Source organism: Mesocricetibacter intestinalis (assembly GCF_004363295.1).
Classification (GTDB): domain Bacteria; phylum Pseudomonadota; class Gammaproteobacteria; order Enterobacterales; family Pasteurellaceae; genus Mesocricetibacter; species Mesocricetibacter intestinalis.
In genome coordinates this window covers 65,870-82,334 of the sequence record NZ_SNYQ01000001.1, presented here as the reverse complement: position 1 = coordinate 82,334, position 16,465 = coordinate 65,870, and the positions used below count along the sequence as shown (strand labels likewise).

General features: G+C 48.1%; 17 protein-coding genes. 6 read left to right on the top strand and 11 right to left on the bottom strand.

Annotation, left to right across the window (positions count from 1 at the left end; translation table 11 throughout):
- Positions 1 to 94: 94 nt before the first annotated feature.
- Positions 95 to 868, bottom strand: coding sequence for an acetylglutamate kinase (argB, locus tag EDC45_RS00360; RefSeq protein WP_133542340.1), 774 nt, complete (start codon positions 866 to 868; stop codon positions 95 to 97).
- Position 869: 1 nt separating this feature from the next.
- The gene (argC, locus tag EDC45_RS00355; protein ID WP_133542337.1) at positions 870 to 1,889 is read right to left on the bottom strand and encodes an N-acetyl-gamma-glutamyl-phosphate reductase; all 1,020 of its coding nucleotides are present in this window, start codon (positions 1,887 to 1,889) and stop codon (positions 870 to 872) included.
- A gap of 256 nt (positions 1,890 to 2,145) precedes the next feature.
- Between argC and argE the strand changes: the two genes are divergently transcribed.
- From argE to hemN, 5 genes are all read left to right on the top strand, one after another.
- Complete coding sequence (gene argE, locus EDC45_RS00350; protein WP_133542335.1) at positions 2,146 to 3,300, top strand: acetylornithine deacetylase; 1,155 nt, start codon at positions 2,146 to 2,148, stop codon at positions 3,298 to 3,300.
- 23 nt (positions 3,301 to 3,323) lie between these two features.
- Positions 3,324 to 3,983 carry a bifunctional tRNA pseudouridine(32) synthase/23S rRNA pseudouridine(746) synthase RluA gene (rluA, locus tag EDC45_RS00345; protein ID WP_133542333.1) on the top strand — a complete coding sequence of 220 codons (660 nt, stop codon included), beginning with the start codon at positions 3,324 to 3,326 and terminating at the stop codon, positions 3,981 to 3,983.
- A gap of 86 nt (positions 3,984 to 4,069) precedes the next feature.
- Positions 4,070 to 4,630, top strand: coding sequence for a Der GTPase-activating protein YihI (gene yihI / locus EDC45_RS00340; protein WP_133542331.1), 561 nt, complete (start codon positions 4,070 to 4,072; stop codon positions 4,628 to 4,630).
- A 6-nt stretch (positions 4,631 to 4,636) separates the two neighbouring features.
- Positions 4,637 to 5,086, top strand: coding sequence for a DUF2489 domain-containing protein (locus EDC45_RS00335; protein ID WP_133542329.1), 450 nt, complete (start codon positions 4,637 to 4,639; stop codon positions 5,084 to 5,086).
- 24 nt (positions 5,087 to 5,110) lie between these two features.
- Positions 5,111 to 6,478: an oxygen-independent coproporphyrinogen III oxidase gene (gene hemN, locus EDC45_RS00330; RefSeq protein WP_133542327.1), complete on the top strand. Its 1,368-nt coding sequence runs from the start codon at positions 5,111 to 5,113 to the stop codon at positions 6,476 to 6,478.
- 104 nt (positions 6,479 to 6,582) lie between these two features.
- Here hemN and EDC45_RS00325 read toward each other — a convergent pair whose 3' ends face one another.
- Positions 6,583 to 7,896: an esterase-like activity of phytase family protein gene (locus EDC45_RS00325; protein ID WP_243728748.1), complete on the bottom strand. Its 1,314-nt coding sequence runs from the start codon at positions 7,894 to 7,896 to the stop codon at positions 6,583 to 6,585.
- Positions 7,897 to 8,171: 275 nt separating this feature from the next.
- Here EDC45_RS00325 and bacA point away from each other — a divergent pair, with 275 nt between their 5' ends.
- On the top strand, positions 8,172 to 8,975 hold the full coding sequence (gene bacA, locus EDC45_RS00320; RefSeq protein ID WP_133542325.1) for an undecaprenyl-diphosphate phosphatase: 804 nt from the start codon (positions 8,172 to 8,174) through the stop codon (positions 8,973 to 8,975).
- A 70-nt stretch (positions 8,976 to 9,045) separates the two neighbouring features.
- On the opposite strand, the gene EDC45_RS00315 is transcribed toward bacA, so the two are convergent.
- The 8 genes from EDC45_RS00315 to artP form a co-directional block, all read right to left on the bottom strand.
- On the bottom strand, positions 9,046 to 10,269 hold the full coding sequence (locus EDC45_RS00315; protein ID WP_133542323.1) for an ABC transporter permease: 1,224 nt from the start codon (positions 10,267 to 10,269) through the stop codon (positions 9,046 to 9,048).
- A 3-nt stretch (positions 10,270 to 10,272) separates the two neighbouring features.
- Positions 10,273 to 10,941: an ABC transporter ATP-binding protein gene (locus EDC45_RS00310; protein ID WP_133542321.1), complete on the bottom strand. Its 669-nt coding sequence runs from the start codon at positions 10,939 to 10,941 to the stop codon at positions 10,273 to 10,275.
- A gap of 14 nt (positions 10,942 to 10,955) precedes the next feature.
- A complete protein-coding gene (locus EDC45_RS00305; protein ID WP_133542319.1) occupies positions 10,956 to 11,426 on the bottom strand; it encodes a hypothetical protein in 471 nt (156 codons plus the stop codon).
- On the bottom strand, positions 11,426 to 13,165 hold the full coding sequence (locus EDC45_RS00300; RefSeq protein WP_133542317.1) for an alkaline phosphatase: 1,740 nt from the start codon (positions 13,163 to 13,165) through the stop codon (positions 11,426 to 11,428). The genes EDC45_RS00305 and EDC45_RS00300 overlap by 1 nt, the downstream gene beginning before the upstream one ends.
- Positions 13,166 to 13,492: 327 nt before the next feature.
- Positions 13,493 to 14,176 (bottom strand): arginine ABC transporter permease ArtM, encoded by a 684-nt coding sequence (gene artM, locus EDC45_RS00295; RefSeq protein ID WP_133542315.1) that lies wholly within the window; start codon positions 14,174 to 14,176, stop codon positions 13,493 to 13,495.
- Positions 14,176 to 14,847, bottom strand: coding sequence for an arginine ABC transporter permease ArtQ (gene artQ / locus EDC45_RS00290; RefSeq protein WP_133542313.1), 672 nt, complete (start codon positions 14,845 to 14,847; stop codon positions 14,176 to 14,178). Before artQ ends, artM begins: the two co-directional genes overlap by 1 nt.
- Positions 14,848 to 14,853: 6 nt before the next feature.
- Positions 14,854 to 15,576, bottom strand: coding sequence for an arginine ABC transporter substrate-binding protein (locus EDC45_RS00285; protein ID WP_133542311.1), 723 nt, complete (start codon positions 15,574 to 15,576; stop codon positions 14,854 to 14,856).
- A gap of 10 nt (positions 15,577 to 15,586) precedes the next feature.
- Positions 15,587 to 16,321 (bottom strand): arginine ABC transporter ATP-binding protein ArtP, encoded by a 735-nt coding sequence (gene artP, locus EDC45_RS00280; protein ID WP_133542309.1) that lies wholly within the window; start codon positions 16,319 to 16,321, stop codon positions 15,587 to 15,589.
- Positions 16,322 to 16,465: the final 144 nt, after the last annotated feature.

Sequence of the window (16,465 nt, the reverse complement as noted above, 5' to 3'; positions counted from 1 at the left end):
ATAGTCCGCCGCAACATCGGCAAAATATAATTGATATAACGCTGAAACGGCGCTGCCGCCGTTGTGAGAAGCGGGATTTTTCCCGCCTTAATAATTACGGATAAATCCGGGTACCTATAATCTCACCGGCTAAAAGTGCGGTAAGTTTCTGCGGATATTTCCAATTAGCAATATCCACTCCGCGGTTCAAAATTTTTGCTGCATCCAATGCCGCATTGACCTTAACGATCATTCCGTCGGTAATGACCTTATCATTAATCAGCCCTTTGATCTGCGCTCCGTTCAGTTTTGACAACAGCTGCTTGTTCTCGTCCAGTACGCCGTCCACATCGGATAGCATCACCAAATCCCCATTAATCAGGGAAGCGATGGCCGTTGCCGCCTGATCCGCATTCACATTCATCAGGCGCCCGCTCTCATCCGCCGCAATAGAACTGATAATAGGTAAAAACGCCTCGCCGAGTAAATTATCCAGTAATGCCGGGCTTCTTGCTACCACCGTAGCCACATGTCCCAACTCGGGATCAAACTGAGCCGCTTTGGTCAGATTACCGTCCGCCAGACAAAGCCCCACCGGGTTAAGGTTAAATTTAACCGCCTGCGACACCAGGGTTTTATTGGCGATACCGGCCAATGCGGCAACAATAATATCGATTTGATCCTCGGGCGTTACCCGTAGTCCGTTTTTTTTACGAACCGGTAAATCCAGGCGCCGCATTAAATCGTCCACAACACAACCGCCGCCGTGTACAATCACTAGAGGACGGGCGAAGTTACGCTGGTAATCCGCCAGTGCGGTAAATAAATTTTCCATAGCGGCCGGCGTATCCAGCAGCACGCCGCCCAATTTCAGTACTAATGGGTTCATCTCAGCATAATCCTAAAGTTTCCGCCAGTCCGTAGCGAATATTCGCACATTGTACGGCCTGTGCCGCCGCACCTTTTAATAAATTATCCTCGGCGCCGATTATAATAATATAACCCTCCTTACAGGCAAACCCGATATCGCAATAAGGCAAAAATTCCACCCCCTTAATACTTGGTAATCCCTGCGTATAAAGACGGATTAGCGGTTTATCATGATAATAACCGGCATAAGCAGAGCGAATTTTCTCATCATCGACGCCCTTCTGTAATTTCGCCGTAATGGTGGCTAAAATCCCCCGCTTAAAATTCCCCAAATGCGGAGTAAAAATCACCTCCGTGCCTAAATGGGTGGCAATTTCCGGCTGATGGCGGTGATTAAACACCCCATAGGCGTTTAGACTCACTTCACAGAATGCGGAGGTAAGCGAGGCTTTACGCCCTGCGCCGCTGACCCCGCTAACCGCATTGATAATCGGCGGCAAACTGAGATCGAGCAGTCCCTTTTCGATTAAAGGTTTCAAACAGAGCTGCGATACCGTAGGATAGCAACCCGCCACCGCAACTAAATCCCCATGCCGAATCTGTTCCGCATTCCATTCCGCCAAACCGTATACCGCCTGCTGCAGTAATTCCGGATAGCGATGTTCAAAGCCGTAAAAACGCGGATAAAAATCGGCGCGATTAACCCGGTAAGCACCGGATAAATCAAACACCTTACAACCTTGCTGCAAAAACAGCGGCGCCAGTTCATGGCTCACTTCATGTGCGGTTGCCAGAAACACAAGATCGGCGCTGCGGGCAAGTGCGCTCATTGCTTCGCTATTTTTTTCCGGCAACGGCTGCAAACTTAAATCGCAGATCTGCCCGAGCTGCGGATACAGTGCCGAAATCGGCTTACCGGCATCTAGGCTGTTGCCCGAAACATAAAGTCCCGATAAATCAAAATGCGGATGCCGAACCAGAATCCGCACCAATTCCGCGCCGGTATAACCGCTTGCACCGATAACAATGGCTTTCTTCATTTCTTTACACCCCGTACAAATGCGTAATTATGCTATTATTCTGCATAAATATTTAAAAAGCAATATTAAGGAAAAAAAATATATAAGCCGCTATCCAATCCTAAATAAAGCGGGTGAGATTAAAATACCTCAAGCAAAGCGCTTTAGTCTTTTCTGTTAGGTCTTGCAGTGGTAACATCCTAGAGTTTGTTTCTCTACCGCTTGCCCGCGCCGGGAACAAGCGCTTAACCTCAATGATAAACCACAGGTACATTCGATGAAAAAACTTCCCGCTTTCCTGGAAATGTATTCCCGTCTGATTGCTTTACCCACAATCAGTCATATTGAAGAAAAATTCGATCAATCCAACCGCAGTTTGGTCGAACTGCTGGCCGGTTGGCTGGAAGATCTGGGATTCGACACCGATATTCTGCCCGTGGCCGGCAGCCGACAAAAATTCAATCTGCTGGCGACCTACGGAAGCGGCGAGGGCGGGTTGCTGCTGGCAGGACATACGGATACCGTCCCCTTTGACGAAGGGCGCTGGAATGTCGATCCCTTCCGCTTAACGGAAAAAGAGGGAAAATTTTACGGCCTGGGCAGCGCCGATATGAAAGGTTTTTTCGCTTTCGTGCTGGACGCACTGCAAAATATAGAATTGCAGCGGCTGCAAAAACCGCTGAGAATTCTTGCCACCGCCGACGAAGAAACCACCATGCTGGGCGCCCGCACCTTTATCCGCCACGCCCATATCCGTCCCGACTGCGCCATTATCGGCGAGCCGACCTCCCTGCGACCGGTCTATGCGCATAAAGGGCATATTGGAAAAGGTTTGCGTATTATCGGTAAATCCGGTCATTCCAGTGATCCCGAACAAGGCATAAACGCCATTGAATTAATGCACCAGGCCAGCGGCTATTTATTCCGCTTACGCGACGAACTAAGAAATAAATATCATCATCCCGGCTTCGCCATTCCCTATCCGACCATGAATTTCGGCGCCATTCGGGGCGGAGATGCGGTCAACCGTATCTGTGCCTGCTGTGAACTGCACTTTGACATCCGCCCGCTGCCGGCCATGAGCCTGCAGGATTTGGACGAAATGCTGCGCCAAAAACTGGCGCCGTTGTTCGAACGCTGGGGAGATCGCATTAGTATTCATAACTTGCACGAACCCATTCCCGGTTATGAATGCGAACATTCCGCACAGGTGGTGCAGGCGGTGGAAGCATTGTTGGGAGAAAAATGCGCCGGCGTCAATTACTGCACCGAAGCGCCCTTTATTCAACAACTCTGCCCGACGCTGGTGTTAGGCCCGGGCAATATCGAACAGGCTCACCAACCGGACGAATACCTGGCGGCGGAATTTGTTAAACCCACAAGAGAACTGCTGCGCGCACTTATCGCCCGTTTCTGCCGAGGCGCAGTTTAACCCTGACAACAGATCATCAAACTATGGCTTTAATCGAATACAATCCCCCCGTGCAGCCTTGGCTGGATATTCTTTACCACGATAACCATATTATGGCGGTAAATAAACCTAGCGGTTTGCTTTCCGTACCCGGTAACCGCCCGCAGTATTATGACAGCGTAATGTCGCGTATTAAGGATAAATACGGTTTCTGCGAACCCGCCCACAGATTGGATATGGCTACCAGCGGCGTCCTGCTGTTCGCTCTGAGTAAAGCGGCGGACAGCGAACTGAAACGACAGTTCCGCGAACGTGAAACCCGCAAACATTACCAAGCCCTGGTATGGGGACACCCCGCTCATGCGCAAGGACGGGTAAGCTTGCCGCTGATCTGCGACTGGGAAAACCGCCCGCGCCAGAAAATTTGTTTTGAACGCGGTAAAAGTGCGGTTACGGACTACCAGGTTTTAGAATGGCTGCCGAATAACAGCGCCCGAGTGAAGCTGACCCCGATTACCGGGCGTTCTCACCAGTTGCGTTTGCATATGCTGGCCCTGGGACACCCGATTCTGGGTGATAAATTCTATGCTCACCCGCAGGCCAAAGCCATGGCGCCGCGCCTGTACCTGCATGCACAAAGCCTGCAAATCACTCATCCTATCAGCGGTGAGGTAATTCGTTTCGAATGTCAGGCGGATTTTTAACCTTGCGCCAACCCGCAAAGAGGTAGTGAGAAAAGGGCGCCGAAGTGATACAATCTGCCACCGATAAATAAAGAATAAGGAAAACTATGTCGCGTCAGAAAAAAACACGTCGTATTACGGATATTATGCCGGCCCGTAAGTCGGATAAAAAATCCGAAGGGACAAGCCGCGGTTCCGGACGGCGACCGACCCGCTACGAACTGGATGCTAAAGCCCGCGAAGAAAAAAGAAAGAAAAAGCATAAGGGGCTGGCCGCAGGTTCGCGCCACAGTTCTGCGGATAATCAAGCGGGCGGACAACCAACGGAAACAAAGGATCCCCGTATCGGCAGCCGCAAAAAAGTCCCCTTAATCGTTGAATTTGTTAATAAGCCTCCACGCGAAGCGAAAGTCGCGCAGAAGGTGCTGAAAGATGTTCTGTCTCCGGAACAAGAACTGGAACGCTTAGAGAACAACGAATGCTTAAACCAGCTCTTGGACGCGCTCGATGCGGGTAAAACCCTGAGTGCCGACGAACATAAATTCGTAGAGGATTGTCTGGAGCGCATTGCGCAATTAATGGAACAATTGGGCATTGAAGACGAAGATGAAGACGAAGAGGATTTATACCGTAGCTTCGAAAACATTGATATTAACCGTTTTAAGTAATTCCTCATGCAGTTAACCGACTTTACCCTCCCGTTACTGGTTTTGGCCCTGCTGGTTATTCTTGCTCTGAGCGCCTACGCCCTGTATTTACTGCGCCGCCTGCACAACCGCAAACGCCAGATTGAGGATGCGCGCCGACAGCGCTCGCGCCGCCTAAAAGAAAGCGTACGGCTGATTGGCCTGGCGATGCAAAAAGGACATTGTGATTATTCGGAAGGAGTTATCCGCCTGAAAATGCTCTTGGATCCCTTGGGCGCTAAAAAACTGAACGCCTATCCCGCCATGTATAGCCTCTATCAAAGGGTAATGGATATGCCCACCCATGAAGCAAGACGAAAATTGGAAAAACGCGAACGAATGCGTCAGGATCATCTGCGTATAAGCAGCGAAGCGGAACTGGCGGAAAAAATCAAATTAGAGTTACATCAGTTATTAGCCGATATTAACGGTAATTAAAAAGGATTTGTGGGGAAGCTAACAATGTCTGAAATCATCTGGGATTTATCCCTTATTCAAAAATATAATCAGTCCGGGCCGCGCTATACTTCATACCCGACCGCACTGGAATTTAATCAAGACTACAGCGATGAGGATTTCCGCGCCGCAGCGGCACGCTATCCCGAACGTCCGCTTTCCCTGTACGTACATATTCCTTTCTGCCATAAACTCTGTTATTTCTGCGGCTGCAATAAAGTCATCAGCCGCCATCAGCACAAAGCGGATATTTATCTGGATTATCTGGAGGAAGAAATCAAAAACCGGGCGCCGCTGTTTAAGCAACGTCGGGTTACTCAAATCCACTGGGGCGGCGGTACGCCTACCTATCTGACCGAAGCGCAATCCTCCCGCTTAATGGAAATGCTGCGCTGCAATTTCAATCTCAGTACAAAAGCGGAAATCAGTATTGAAATGGATCCGCGTGAAATCGAGCTTAGTATGTTGGATCATCTGCGCGCTATCGGCTTCAATCGAATCAGTATGGGCGTACAGGATTTCAATAAAAACGTGCAGAAAGCGATTAACCGCGAACAGGACGAAGACTTTATTAAAGCATTGCTGATGCGCGCCCGCGAACTCGGTTTCCAATCCACCAACCTGGATTTAATTTACGGCTTACCTCTGCAAACGGTAGAAAGTTTTATGTTCACCCTGCAGAAAGTCATCGAACTGAATCCGGATCGTCTCAGCGTATTTAACTATGCCCATTTACCCAGCCGCTTTGCCGGTCAGGCGAAAATTAAAGAAAATATGCTGCCGGCGCCGGCCACTAAGCTGACGATTTTACAAAAAACCATTGAAACCCTGGGTCATGCCGGCTATCGCTTTATCGGCATGGATCATTTTGCCAAACCCGACGATGAACTGGCTATCGCTCAGCAAAAAGGCATATTGCACCGTAACTTCCAGGGTTATACCACCCAAGAAGAATGCGATTTACTCGGCATGGGCGTTTCCGCCATCAGTTTATTGGGGGATACCTACGCCCAGAACCGAAAAGAACTGAAATATTATTATGCCGATGTAGATACAAAAGGCATCGCTTTGGAGAAAGGGCTGGTCTTAAGCCGGGAAGATTGCCTGCGTCGTGATGTAATCAAACAACTTATCTGTAATTTCAAGTTGGATTATGCACCGATTGAAGCCATGTATTCCATTGATTTTAACCGGCATTTCGCCGAAGATCTCAGCCTGCTTGCCCCCTTGGCAAAAGACGGTTTGGTTGAAATAACCCAAGAGGGAATTTATGTTTCCGCCAAAGGGCGCTTGCTGATCCGCAATATTTGTATGTGCTTTGACACCTATTCCCGCCAGCTGGCAAAACGGCAGCAGTTCTCGCGCATTATTTAAAACATAGAGCCGCCGCACAAAGGGAAACCGGGGCATAGCGCCCGGAAAAAATAACGGAAACAGGCGGCTTTACACCTGTTTCCGTTAATAGCGGCAATATCTGATTACTTAATTTTAAGCATGCTCTCGACATTTAATAAAATCAGTTCGTTATCATCCGCCTTATTTGGCTCCCGGCTGCTTGAATAAGGCAAATTATTGTCATTTCCGACGATAATATGCTTCTCATCAACCAAATCCACATTCTCTATTGTAAAGAACGGGAACTTAAAGCGTCCTTCGCTTAAGGGCTTACGTGCCAGCTGATTAGGATCCTGAATATTGAGTAAATCCACATAGGCTAATTTCTCAACATTTTGCCCCTGGTTATCTCGGTTAAAACGAATCAAATACACTCGCTTAAATTTCGGTAAATCCGCAAAGCAAGCTGTTTTATCCTGCTCGCCCGAAGCACAGGCCTTTTCAACGACGCCTTCACCGTTATCTCGTTCAATCACTAAGGCGCGCTGCTCGTCAATCATATTAAAATCGCCGATGGCGTTAGCATTATTTTCTAACGGATATTTCCAGAAATTTCCGCTCCATTGCTCCGTATCCAGATCGAATTCCAAAATCCTTAAATAATTTTTGCCCTTATCGTTTTCATACACTTGCTGTTCCGTATCCCACAGACTGCCTTCCAGCAAAGGATATAACTTTTTGCCGTCCTTGGAAGCCGCCATTCCTTCAAAGCCCTTAGAGCGTTTTGCCTCAAATTCAGGTACCGCATCTGTCGGCGCTCCCGGCATTTTAAGACTGTGGTTATCCGGCGAACGAATTATTTTATTGGCGGCTTTGGTTGCAAAAACCTGCAGCACTTTGCCCTTTAAATTCGCTTTAATCAAGTAAGGGCCGAACTCATCGCCAATCCAAAGGGTATCGCCAATAATCTGAAAGCTCTCCGGATCGAAGTCCGCACCGGTAAGGTAACGCATATCCGTAGCCTCGTTCACAATAGGGAAAGGGACTTTTTTATTCGGATCATGTAAAAAAATGCGCTCTAAGGGTTCGAAATTTCCTTGTTTAAAATCAATCCGATAACGTGAAAGATAAAGCATAAAATCGGCAGAGTTCGCCTTACTGCCGGCACCGTTATCCGTTAATATCCAGTAGCTGCCGTCAGCCATTTTCTTTATCCCCGAATGACCTTGTAGCGGCTGCCCTTTAAAGGGTAGAAAAACCCCTGTGGGACGCTGCGCCGAATGCCCTTCCAGCGTACCCGGCTCATCAATCCGCTCAGCCCCCGTAAATTTACCCGAGTAATGTAAATTATGCGGAGCATCTGCAGGTGCGGCAACAAAAGATTCCGCCGGCAGGAGCGCATGCCCCGCCAGAACCGCTTCTTGCACGCTCGCGCTATGTGCATAAAGATTCGGCATACATAACCCGCAAATAAGGCTTACCGAAAGCATCCCGTAGTTTTTTTTCCTCATAGAAATCCCCTTTATTGGCTGATTAATTTGAGCCAAGTTTAAAAAATAAATATGACAGTAAGATGACAGCCCCTGTGCTCCCAATAAATTTTCGATTAATGCCGCAAATTCAGATAGAATACCCCGCATAAATCCGTATTCGGTAATGAGCTGACAACCCGTCGCTAAATGTTGTTTTCACGCCAAGTGCGGTTATTTTTTAACTATTTTTTGAGGAAACCATGTCTGAGTTATTTATTGCCTGTATTCTGGGAATTGTAGAGGGGCTGACCGAATTTCTGCCCGTATCTTCTACCGGTCATATGATTATCGTAGGTCATCTGCTCGGCTTTGAAGGAGAAAAAGCGGCGACCTTTGAAGTGATTATCCAACTCGGTTCGATTCTTGCGGTAGTCGTCGTATTCTGGCGCAAATTGTTCAGTTTAATCGGAATCCATTTCGGGCCCAAACCGGATAGCGGTCAACCCCGGCTGACGTTGATTCATATTTTATTAGGCATGTTTCCTGCGGTGGTACTGGGTCTGATCTTTCACAAAAATATCAAAGCCCTGTTCAGCCCGGAGATGGTAATGTATTCATTGGTAGTAGGCGGTATTCTGCTGATTATTGCGGAAAAATGCCGTCCTCAGGTCAGTGCGCACAGTCTGGATCAAATGAGCTATACCCAGGCATTTACCGTCGGTCTATTTCAATGTCTGGCGCTATGGCCGGGCTTTTCCCGTTCCGGCGCAACCATTTCCGGCGGTTTACTGATGGGAGTGGGACGCCATGCGGCGGCGGAATATTCTTTTATTTTAGCCGTCCCTATGATGGCGGGCGCCACCGTACTGGATCTGTATAAAAGCTGGCACTTTTTAAGTGTCGCCGATTTACCCATGTTCGCCGTCGGCTTTATCACCGCCTTTATTGTGGCGCTGATCGCAATTAAAACCTTCTTAAATCTGATTAAGAAAATTTCCTTTATTCCTTTCGCTCTGTATCGTTTCGTCGTAGCCGCAGCGGTATATTTGGTCTTTATTCATTGATAAAATAAGCCGTCGCCGGATCTGCCCCCTTATCCTGTGTGCAGACATGGTTACGGCTTATTTATCCCGCCTAATCCTGCTCACGCAGAATCCTTATCGGCGAGCGGCCGTACAGCCGCAATAAAGGTATCAGCGCCATCAAACCAGCACTCAGCAGAATCAGCAAAATATGATAAATATCCTGTGCACGCAGGGAAAGCGGCAGTAAAAAACCACTGTTCATACCGATTTGTCGCGAAATCAGCAGTGCCGCGCCGTAACCTGCGCCGACCCCGATAAGCACCGAAAGCGTAATCAGCATAAACAGACCGCCCCAGATCAACCACAGGATTTTACCTCTGGGGGCGCCGAAAACACGCCAGGCGGCAATTTGCCGCTGTTGTCCCTTAAGATAGAGGCTAATAATCATCAGCAGGGCAATAGCCACTAAAATCTGCGTAACCACCGCAACCCAGCTCAGTACCTGCTTGGCATCGCCCAACAGGGCATATACCTTCACCAACACTTCGGCAGGAAATAGCCCCTGAGTTTGTTCGTTACGGTACTGGCTGCGCAACTGGTAGGCGGCGGCGATGCTTTTCGGTTTCACGACAATGGCGGAAACCCCCGGCTCCGAATGAGAATGCGCAACATCATTCGGCTCTGCGGCTGATGCGGAAGAGGGTTGCCCCTTCTCTTCCCGCTGATGTTCATGTACCTGCCAAAGGGTTTCCAGCGGTACCAGAACCGCATGATCCCAAGCGCTATGATCCTGCGCGCGAATCCCCACCACTTCATATTCGATATGCTTATGATGATGAGCCCCCTCTTCCCCTATTTGTCCGTGTAAGGGGGAGAATTTATCACCGATCGCATAACCGCTGTTAGCCCCCGCCACCGCTTCGAAAGGTTCGGCGAATACCCTTCCGCTAATCAGCGAGTTAGCCGCATTCAGAACAAAATTTTTATCCGTACCTACAATCGGCATTCCCTTGGTAAAATCTCCGAAGGCTAAGGGAGAAGCCCAGGCAACTCGCGGATCCTGTTGTAATGCGTGCAGATGGCTCACGGGAATTAACGGCAATGGGGCGGGTTGTAGAAACACGCTGGAAAGCACCAACTGAGTCTCGCTGCCCGGTGCGCCGATTACCAAATCAAAACGTTCCGCCGCCGCCGCACTTCCCTCCCGGAATGCCCGTTCTTGCAAATTCAGACAAATACTCAACCCGACGGATAGCGCGATCAGCAATACAATCATCAGGGAGCCGAATTTATTTTTATACAGATTCAGCCATAATAATTTAAAATATAACAAGCTTCAGTCCTCATGCCGAATCCGGCCGTTTTCCAGATAGATTCGCCGCTGCATAAGCGCCGCCAGCGCCTTATCATGAGTGGAAACAATTAAACTGCATTGTTCCCGCTGCGCCAAGCCAATCAGTAAGGAGCCGATGAGTCGGGCGTTCTCCTCATCTAAGCTGGCGGTCGGTTCATCGGCAATTATCACCTTTGGTCTTAGTAATAGCGCTCTGGCAATGGCAACCCTTTGCATTTCACCGCGGGAAAGGCCCTCGATTTTGCTGTCCGCTCGTTGAAAATTCATCGCTTCCAGCAGAGATAAGGCGCGCGACTTGATCTCCGCACCTATATGACCATAGCGGAAAGCATAGGGTAATAGCAGGTTTTCCATTGCGGAAAGTCCCGGAGTTAAATAAAAATCCTGCATCACCAGCCCGATATGCTCAAAACGCCAGCGATCCCGTTGCGGCGCCGAAAGCTCGGCAGGATCCGTATCCTGCCAGCGCAGCTGGCCGGGCATAATATCGATCAGGCCGCTCAGCGCCTGTAATAAGGTACTTTTTCCGGAACCGGAAGGGCCGAGTACGGCAACCTGCTGACGGGAAGGGATCACTAAATTAGACAGAGAAAGAATCGGCTGGGGCAGTCCGGCCACCTTAATCTCTAATTGATTAACACTTAACTTCATGATTTCTGTTCCGCTTATAAGGGGCGGAAAACCGCATTACGCAACCGCAGTTGGCTGACAAAACCTGTTTCGGGATCGGTCCAGGAGCCGTATTCCAACCGGCCTTCCACTTCAATGGCGGCGTTATATTGCACAAAGGTCTGGCGCTCTTGCAGATAGACCACCAGAATATCCTCCGGCCAATCCGCATCGGAAGAACAGAACGGACAAAGGGCCATGGGGGTTTTGGTCAGCACGAAAAACTGCGATTCCGCCTTTAAGGGCGGAGCCATAAAACCGCGCATCACCACCTGTTTCCCGGCCATGGTTTTCACCTTGTTACTGAACTCCAGTCCGGTAACGGAAAATTTGCCATAGAGCTGCTCAAAATCCAACCTATTGTCCGCCATTGAAGGGACTGCCAACAATAGCAATAAACAGCCCAGATAAACCGGGCCGTTTAAGCTAAAAAGAGCGGTTATTTTTAGCAGAGTTTTTTTCCCCATTATTTCACCGCTAAAGCATCTACAATCACTTTAAACAAATCGGAGTTTTCCATATATCCGCGAATTTCCTCTGCCCCCGGTCCTATTGCCTGAACGATCATATCGTCCACGGAATGTACACCGGTATCGTTATCTTTCGGCAAATTACCTTCGCGTAATACAGCTCCCGGAATATCCTTATAGGCTTGATTGGCCACATACTGATTATTCTCATTCTTCACCGCAGGTACGAATTGCTTATCCATTTTCGGACGGAAGGTTTCGTAGTAATCCGGGAAAGAGGCGAAAAATACCGCTAAGCGTTTATCCACATCCCATTTATCCGGATAGCCGTCGCCGTTTTCGTCCTTATAATCCGGCCAGCCGGCATGTTGATATACACCAACCTTCTCGCGCATACTATCGCCCGGTTTGTTATCATCCACCGTTCCGATAATGGAAATACCGTGGGTGTGGTCGCCGGTAACGATAATTAGAGTATCCGGATGTTTTTCGGCGAACTCTTTGGCGATTGCCACGGACTGATCAAGCATAATGGTACTGGCCATGGCCCGTTCCCAGTCGAGCGGGTGCGAAGCTTTGTCGATTAATGCGGATTCGACCATCAGGAAAAAACCGTCCTGATTCTGTGATAAGACGTCCAGCGCGGTTTTGGTCATTTCGGTCAGATCCGGCTGATCCGGCTGATCCGGGAATTTTTTGGTTACCCCGTTATTCAGAAAACGACGATCCAGCACCGTATCCATATTGCCGGTATTAAACAGTCCGAGCAGTTTACCGCTGTCTTTACCCGCTTCTTTTAATTCCTGCGCATTAGTTACCAAACGATAACCATCGGCTTTAAACAAATCGATAAAGTTTTTCTCGTCTTTACGTTTCGAACCCGGTGTAGTTTGCGGTAAGAAATAAGCCGCTCCGCCGCCTAACATCACTTCCGGTTTCAACTGATAAAACATTTCGGTAATAGCCGCTTTTTCGGCGCGACGACGGGTATGGGCAACCACTGCCGCCGGAGTGGCGTCCTGCAGTTCCGCATCGGAAACAATCCCGACCGACATTTTAGTACGGCGTTTGAGTAATTCCCCTAAGGTTTCCTGCTTCGGATGATTGAAATTATCTTCGGAACGGCCGGCATAAACACCTAAGGCATTAACCGCGGACTTATGCCCGGTCATATAGGCGCTCATCGTATTGGCACTGTCCGTCGCGATGGAATCCGTACTGGAGGTGCCGATAAATCCCATATAAGGCAGGCTGTCTATCGCCAATTTTCCCTTAGCTTTACCCTCCGCAATCCCTTTGGACAACACTCGCGCTCCGGTACGATGCGCTACGGACAAGCCGTCGCCAATAAACAAAATTACATTTTTGGCTTTACGCACCTGCGGCGTGGCATAAACCTGCCAGGTTACTTCGGTTTTCTGACCGTTGAGCGTAACATCCACTTTATAGTCGCCGGCCTGCTTAAGGCTCGCATCACGTACCCAAAGGGCGGATACCGCTTTCCCCTCTTCATCGGCAACAAATTCGGTTTTGCCGCCCAGAACTTCCTGATAATTTTTTCCGTTAATCAGAATCTGCGCACTGTCTTGCGTAATTACCTGATCAAACTCCACTTTAAAGTCGAACTTTCCGCCTTCCGGCATGGTGGCACGATCAATCGGATAAATCACATTCTGCGCCATTCCCGCTAAGGGTAACGCCGCCGCCATCAATGAAACCAGATAACGATATTTCATATTTCTCTTTCTCCTTTATACAGGTCAACCCCGATGTAAAACTGCAAAAGAGTATATGCAATAATTATGACAGTTTGATGACTGGCCCTTTAGTAAAGTGCGGTCGAAAAAAACGATTTTTTCGACATTATGCCGGCGCTTACACAACACTTAATTAAAAAAACGGCATAAAACCAGAAAAACTAAAAAATGGTGCCTATCCAAGGAATACACACCAGAAATCAGGAAAACTGGTGTGTATTGTTATAGACAATACAAGCTCTAGCGACAAATAAAAAACAGGTGAAATAAAATAAATTATTTCACCTGTTTATAATTACGGGCAAATTAAGCCGTTTGTTCCGCCGGGCGTTCGAAAGCCAATACTTTATGCTCCAGACGGCGCAGTAGCAGGGTGGCAATACCGGTAATCAACAGGTAAATAGCGCCGGCAATGCTGTAAATGGTAATGGCGTCGTATTCCGTACCGTATAACTGCCGAGCATAACCCATAATATCCAGAATCGTAATAATCGAAACCAATGAAGTCCCTTTAAATACCAAAATAATTTCATTACTGTAAGAGGGTAACGCCCGTTTCAAGGCATAAGGAATCAGTATTTTCAGGGTTTGCAGACGGCTTAATCCCAGCGCCGCACAGCTTTCCCATTGCCCTTTCGGAATGGCTTTCACCGCCCCGTGGAACAGCTGGGTCGAATAAGCCGCACTGTTTAAAGTCAGAGTTAATGCGGCGCAAAACCAGGCATTGGAAAATAATGACCAAAGCGGGCTCTGAACCAACCATTGAAATTGTCCCGGACCGCTATAGATCAGAAAAAACTGCACTAGCAGCGGTGTGCCGGTAAACAGGGTTAAATACAGATTAATCAATCTTTTCAACCAGCGGTTATCCATGGAAAGGCCGAAGGTAAGTAACAATGCCAACAGAAAAGCCGCACACAAGGAAACGGCGGTTAGTCCCAAGCTGGTTGGAATCCCCTGGGCAATGGTATGAAAATAATCCTGAAACATTATTTCCCTCCTCGTTCAAAACGGGTAAAACGTCGCTCCAGTTTACGGATTAGGAACTGACTAATCAGGGTAACCGCCAAATAGAGTAAAGCCGCCAAGCCGTACCAGGTAAAAGGCTGGTGAGTATTGGTATTGATTAATTCGGTCTGACGCATCAGATCATTTACCCCGATTAAAGAAACCAGCGCCGTATCCTTTAGCAGCACTAGCCATTGGTTACTTAATCCCGGCAATGCATGCCGCCAGACTTGGGGTAAAATAATACGTAAAAAAGTATGGCTGCGACTTAATCCCAAAGCCGCACCGCTTTCCCACTGACCAATTGCAATAGCTTGAATGGCACCGCGTAAAGACTGGGAGGCGTAGGCGGAAAAAATCAGCGCCAATGCCGCAACACCGCAACCGAAGGCACTAAATTCAATATATTCGCCGGTTAGCATCTCTACCAGTTCGGTCGAACCGAAATAAATCAGCAAAACCACGATAATTTCCGGCAGACCGCGCAGCAGCGTAACCAAAACTGATGTCGGTTTACTGATACAGCGCCATTTCGCCGTTTCCAGTACCACGAAAAGCATGGACAAAAGCAGGCCGACAATCAATGAACAAACCGCTAACCCCAAAGTCATCAGGGTTGCGGTATACATTAAAGGAAGATAATCAAAAAACATAATGGATTATTTTGCTGTCATCCATTTATCGTAGATTTTCTGATACTCACCGTTCGCCTTAATGGTGCTGAGGCCTTTATTCAGATTTTCCAGCAAAGCTTTGTTGGATTTGTTCACCGCAATGCCTAAACCGTTACCGAAATATTTTTTATCGGTTACCTTATCGCCGACAAAGGTCAGTTCCGGTTCTTTATTCAGCATATCCGCCAACACTGCGGTATCGCCGAAAATAATATCGATACGGCCGTTTTTCAAATCTAAAATCGCATCCTGCAGAGAAGCGTAGGACTTAGGTGCATATTGTTTTGCTTCGGCAACCACATATTGCTGGAAAGTGGTTCCGTTCTGTACCCCGATATTCTTCGCACTGTTCAGATCCGCCTTGCCTTTCACCGCAATAAAACTGGCCGAACTGTCATAGTAAGCATCGCTGAAAGCAACCTGTTTGGCTCGGGCTTCGGTAATATCAATAGCGGAGATGGAAGCGTCGATCCGTTTGGCTTTCAAACTTGGAATCAAAGCATCAAAGGCCTGACTTTTAAAATGGCAGGTAGCCTGAATCTCTTTACAGATCGCATTGGCGACATCTACGTCAAAACCGATGATTTCCCCTTTCTCATTGGTTAATTCGAAGGGGGGGTAGCTTGGTTCCATGGCAAAGGTAATGTCCTGCGCCTGAACGGAAAAAGCGCTGCCTGCCAATAATGCGGTTACAAGTAATTTTTTCATAATAATGTCCTTACTCGGAATGAGATAAATATTGTTTAAACTGTTCGGTCTGAGGGTTATCAAAGCAATTGGCATCGCCAGTTTCCACAATATGCCCCTGCTCCATATACACCACCTTGGTGGCGACCTTACGCGCAACACCGACCTCGTGGGTTACGATAACCTGCGTAATTCCGGTTTGCTGTAATTCCTGAATAATAGAAACGATCTGTGCGGTAATTTCCGGATCCAATGCGGCGGTGGGTTCGTCAAATAACAACACCTTAGGTTTCATCATTAAGGCTCTGGCAATAGCCACACGCTGCTGCTGACCGCCGGACAACTGTAGCGGGAAACGGTCCGCATATTCTTCCAGCCTCAAGCGGCTCAACAATTCCATCGCCTGAGCCTGCGCGCTTTGTTTATCCGTACCCAGAATTTTCATCGGCGCTTCCAGTAAATTTTCCAATACGGTAAAGTGCGGCCACAGATTATACTGCTGAAACACCATGCCCACATCTTGTCGCAGACGACGAATTTTTCCGGCATCGATGGGCTGTGCCAGGTCAAATTTATTATTCACAATATCCAGTTCGCCGGAAGTGGGCATTTCCAACAGATTCAAGGTGCGAATCAGAGTACTTTTCCCCGCACCGCTCGGCCCGAGCAGAACAACGGTATCACTGTCGTCTGCGCTGATATTAATGTCGAACAACGCCTGCGACGAACCGTAGAAAAAATTTAAATTCTTAACACAAATGGTCATATTTGATTACATATCTCTGGTCTTAAAAACTGAAATAATATTAGTATTTTTTGCATAATTATGCAATAACAAGTTTATTCTGGCAAAATAAAAATTTTACCCCCTCCTCCCTCCCAAAATAATACAGCAAAAAATTCGTGTATG

Excerpts from the sequence above, each read along its gene's own strand:
- argB (WP_133542340.1), bottom strand. The coding sequence starts at position 868 with ATGAACCCATTAGTACTGAAATTGGGCGGCGTGCTGCTGGATACGCCG.
- argC (WP_133542337.1), bottom strand. The coding sequence starts at position 1,889 with ATGAAGAAAGCCATTGTTATCGGTGCAAGCGGTTATACCGGCGCGGAA.
- argE (WP_133542335.1), top strand. The coding sequence starts at position 2,146 with ATGAAAAAACTTCCCGCTTTCCTGGAAATGTATTCCCGTCTGATTGCT.
- rluA (WP_133542333.1), top strand. The coding sequence starts at position 3,324 with ATGGCTTTAATCGAATACAATCCCCCCGTGCAGCCTTGGCTGGATATT.
- yihI (WP_133542331.1), top strand. The coding sequence starts at position 4,070 with ATGTCGCGTCAGAAAAAAACACGTCGTATTACGGATATTATGCCGGCC.
- EDC45_RS00335 (WP_133542329.1), top strand. The coding sequence starts at position 4,637 with ATGCAGTTAACCGACTTTACCCTCCCGTTACTGGTTTTGGCCCTGCTG.
- hemN (WP_133542327.1), top strand. The coding sequence starts at position 5,111 with ATGTCTGAAATCATCTGGGATTTATCCCTTATTCAAAAATATAATCAG.
- EDC45_RS00325 (WP_243728748.1), bottom strand. The coding sequence starts at position 7,896 with ATGCCGAATCTTTATGCACATAGCGCGAGCGTGCAAGAAGCGGTTCTG.
- bacA (WP_133542325.1), top strand. The coding sequence starts at position 8,172 with ATGTCTGAGTTATTTATTGCCTGTATTCTGGGAATTGTAGAGGGGCTG.
- EDC45_RS00310 (WP_133542321.1), bottom strand. The coding sequence starts at position 10,941 with ATGAAGTTAAGTGTTAATCAATTAGAGATTAAGGTGGCCGGACTGCCC.
- EDC45_RS00305 (WP_133542319.1), bottom strand. The coding sequence starts at position 11,426 with ATGGGGAAAAAAACTCTGCTAAAAATAACCGCTCTTTTTAGCTTAAAC.
- EDC45_RS00300 (WP_133542317.1), bottom strand. The coding sequence starts at position 13,165 with ATGAAATATCGTTATCTGGTTTCATTGATGGCGGCGGCGTTACCCTTA.
- artM (WP_133542315.1), bottom strand. The coding sequence starts at position 14,176 with ATGTTTCAGGATTATTTTCATACCATTGCCCAGGGGATTCCAACCAGC.
- artQ (WP_133542313.1), bottom strand. The coding sequence starts at position 14,847 with ATGTTTTTTGATTATCTTCCTTTAATGTATACCGCAACCCTGATGACT.
- EDC45_RS00285 (WP_133542311.1), bottom strand. The coding sequence starts at position 15,576 with ATGAAAAAATTACTTGTAACCGCATTATTGGCAGGCAGCGCTTTTTCC.
- artP (WP_133542309.1), bottom strand. The coding sequence starts at position 16,321 with ATGACCATTTGTGTTAAGAATTTAAATTTTTTCTACGGTTCGTCGCAG.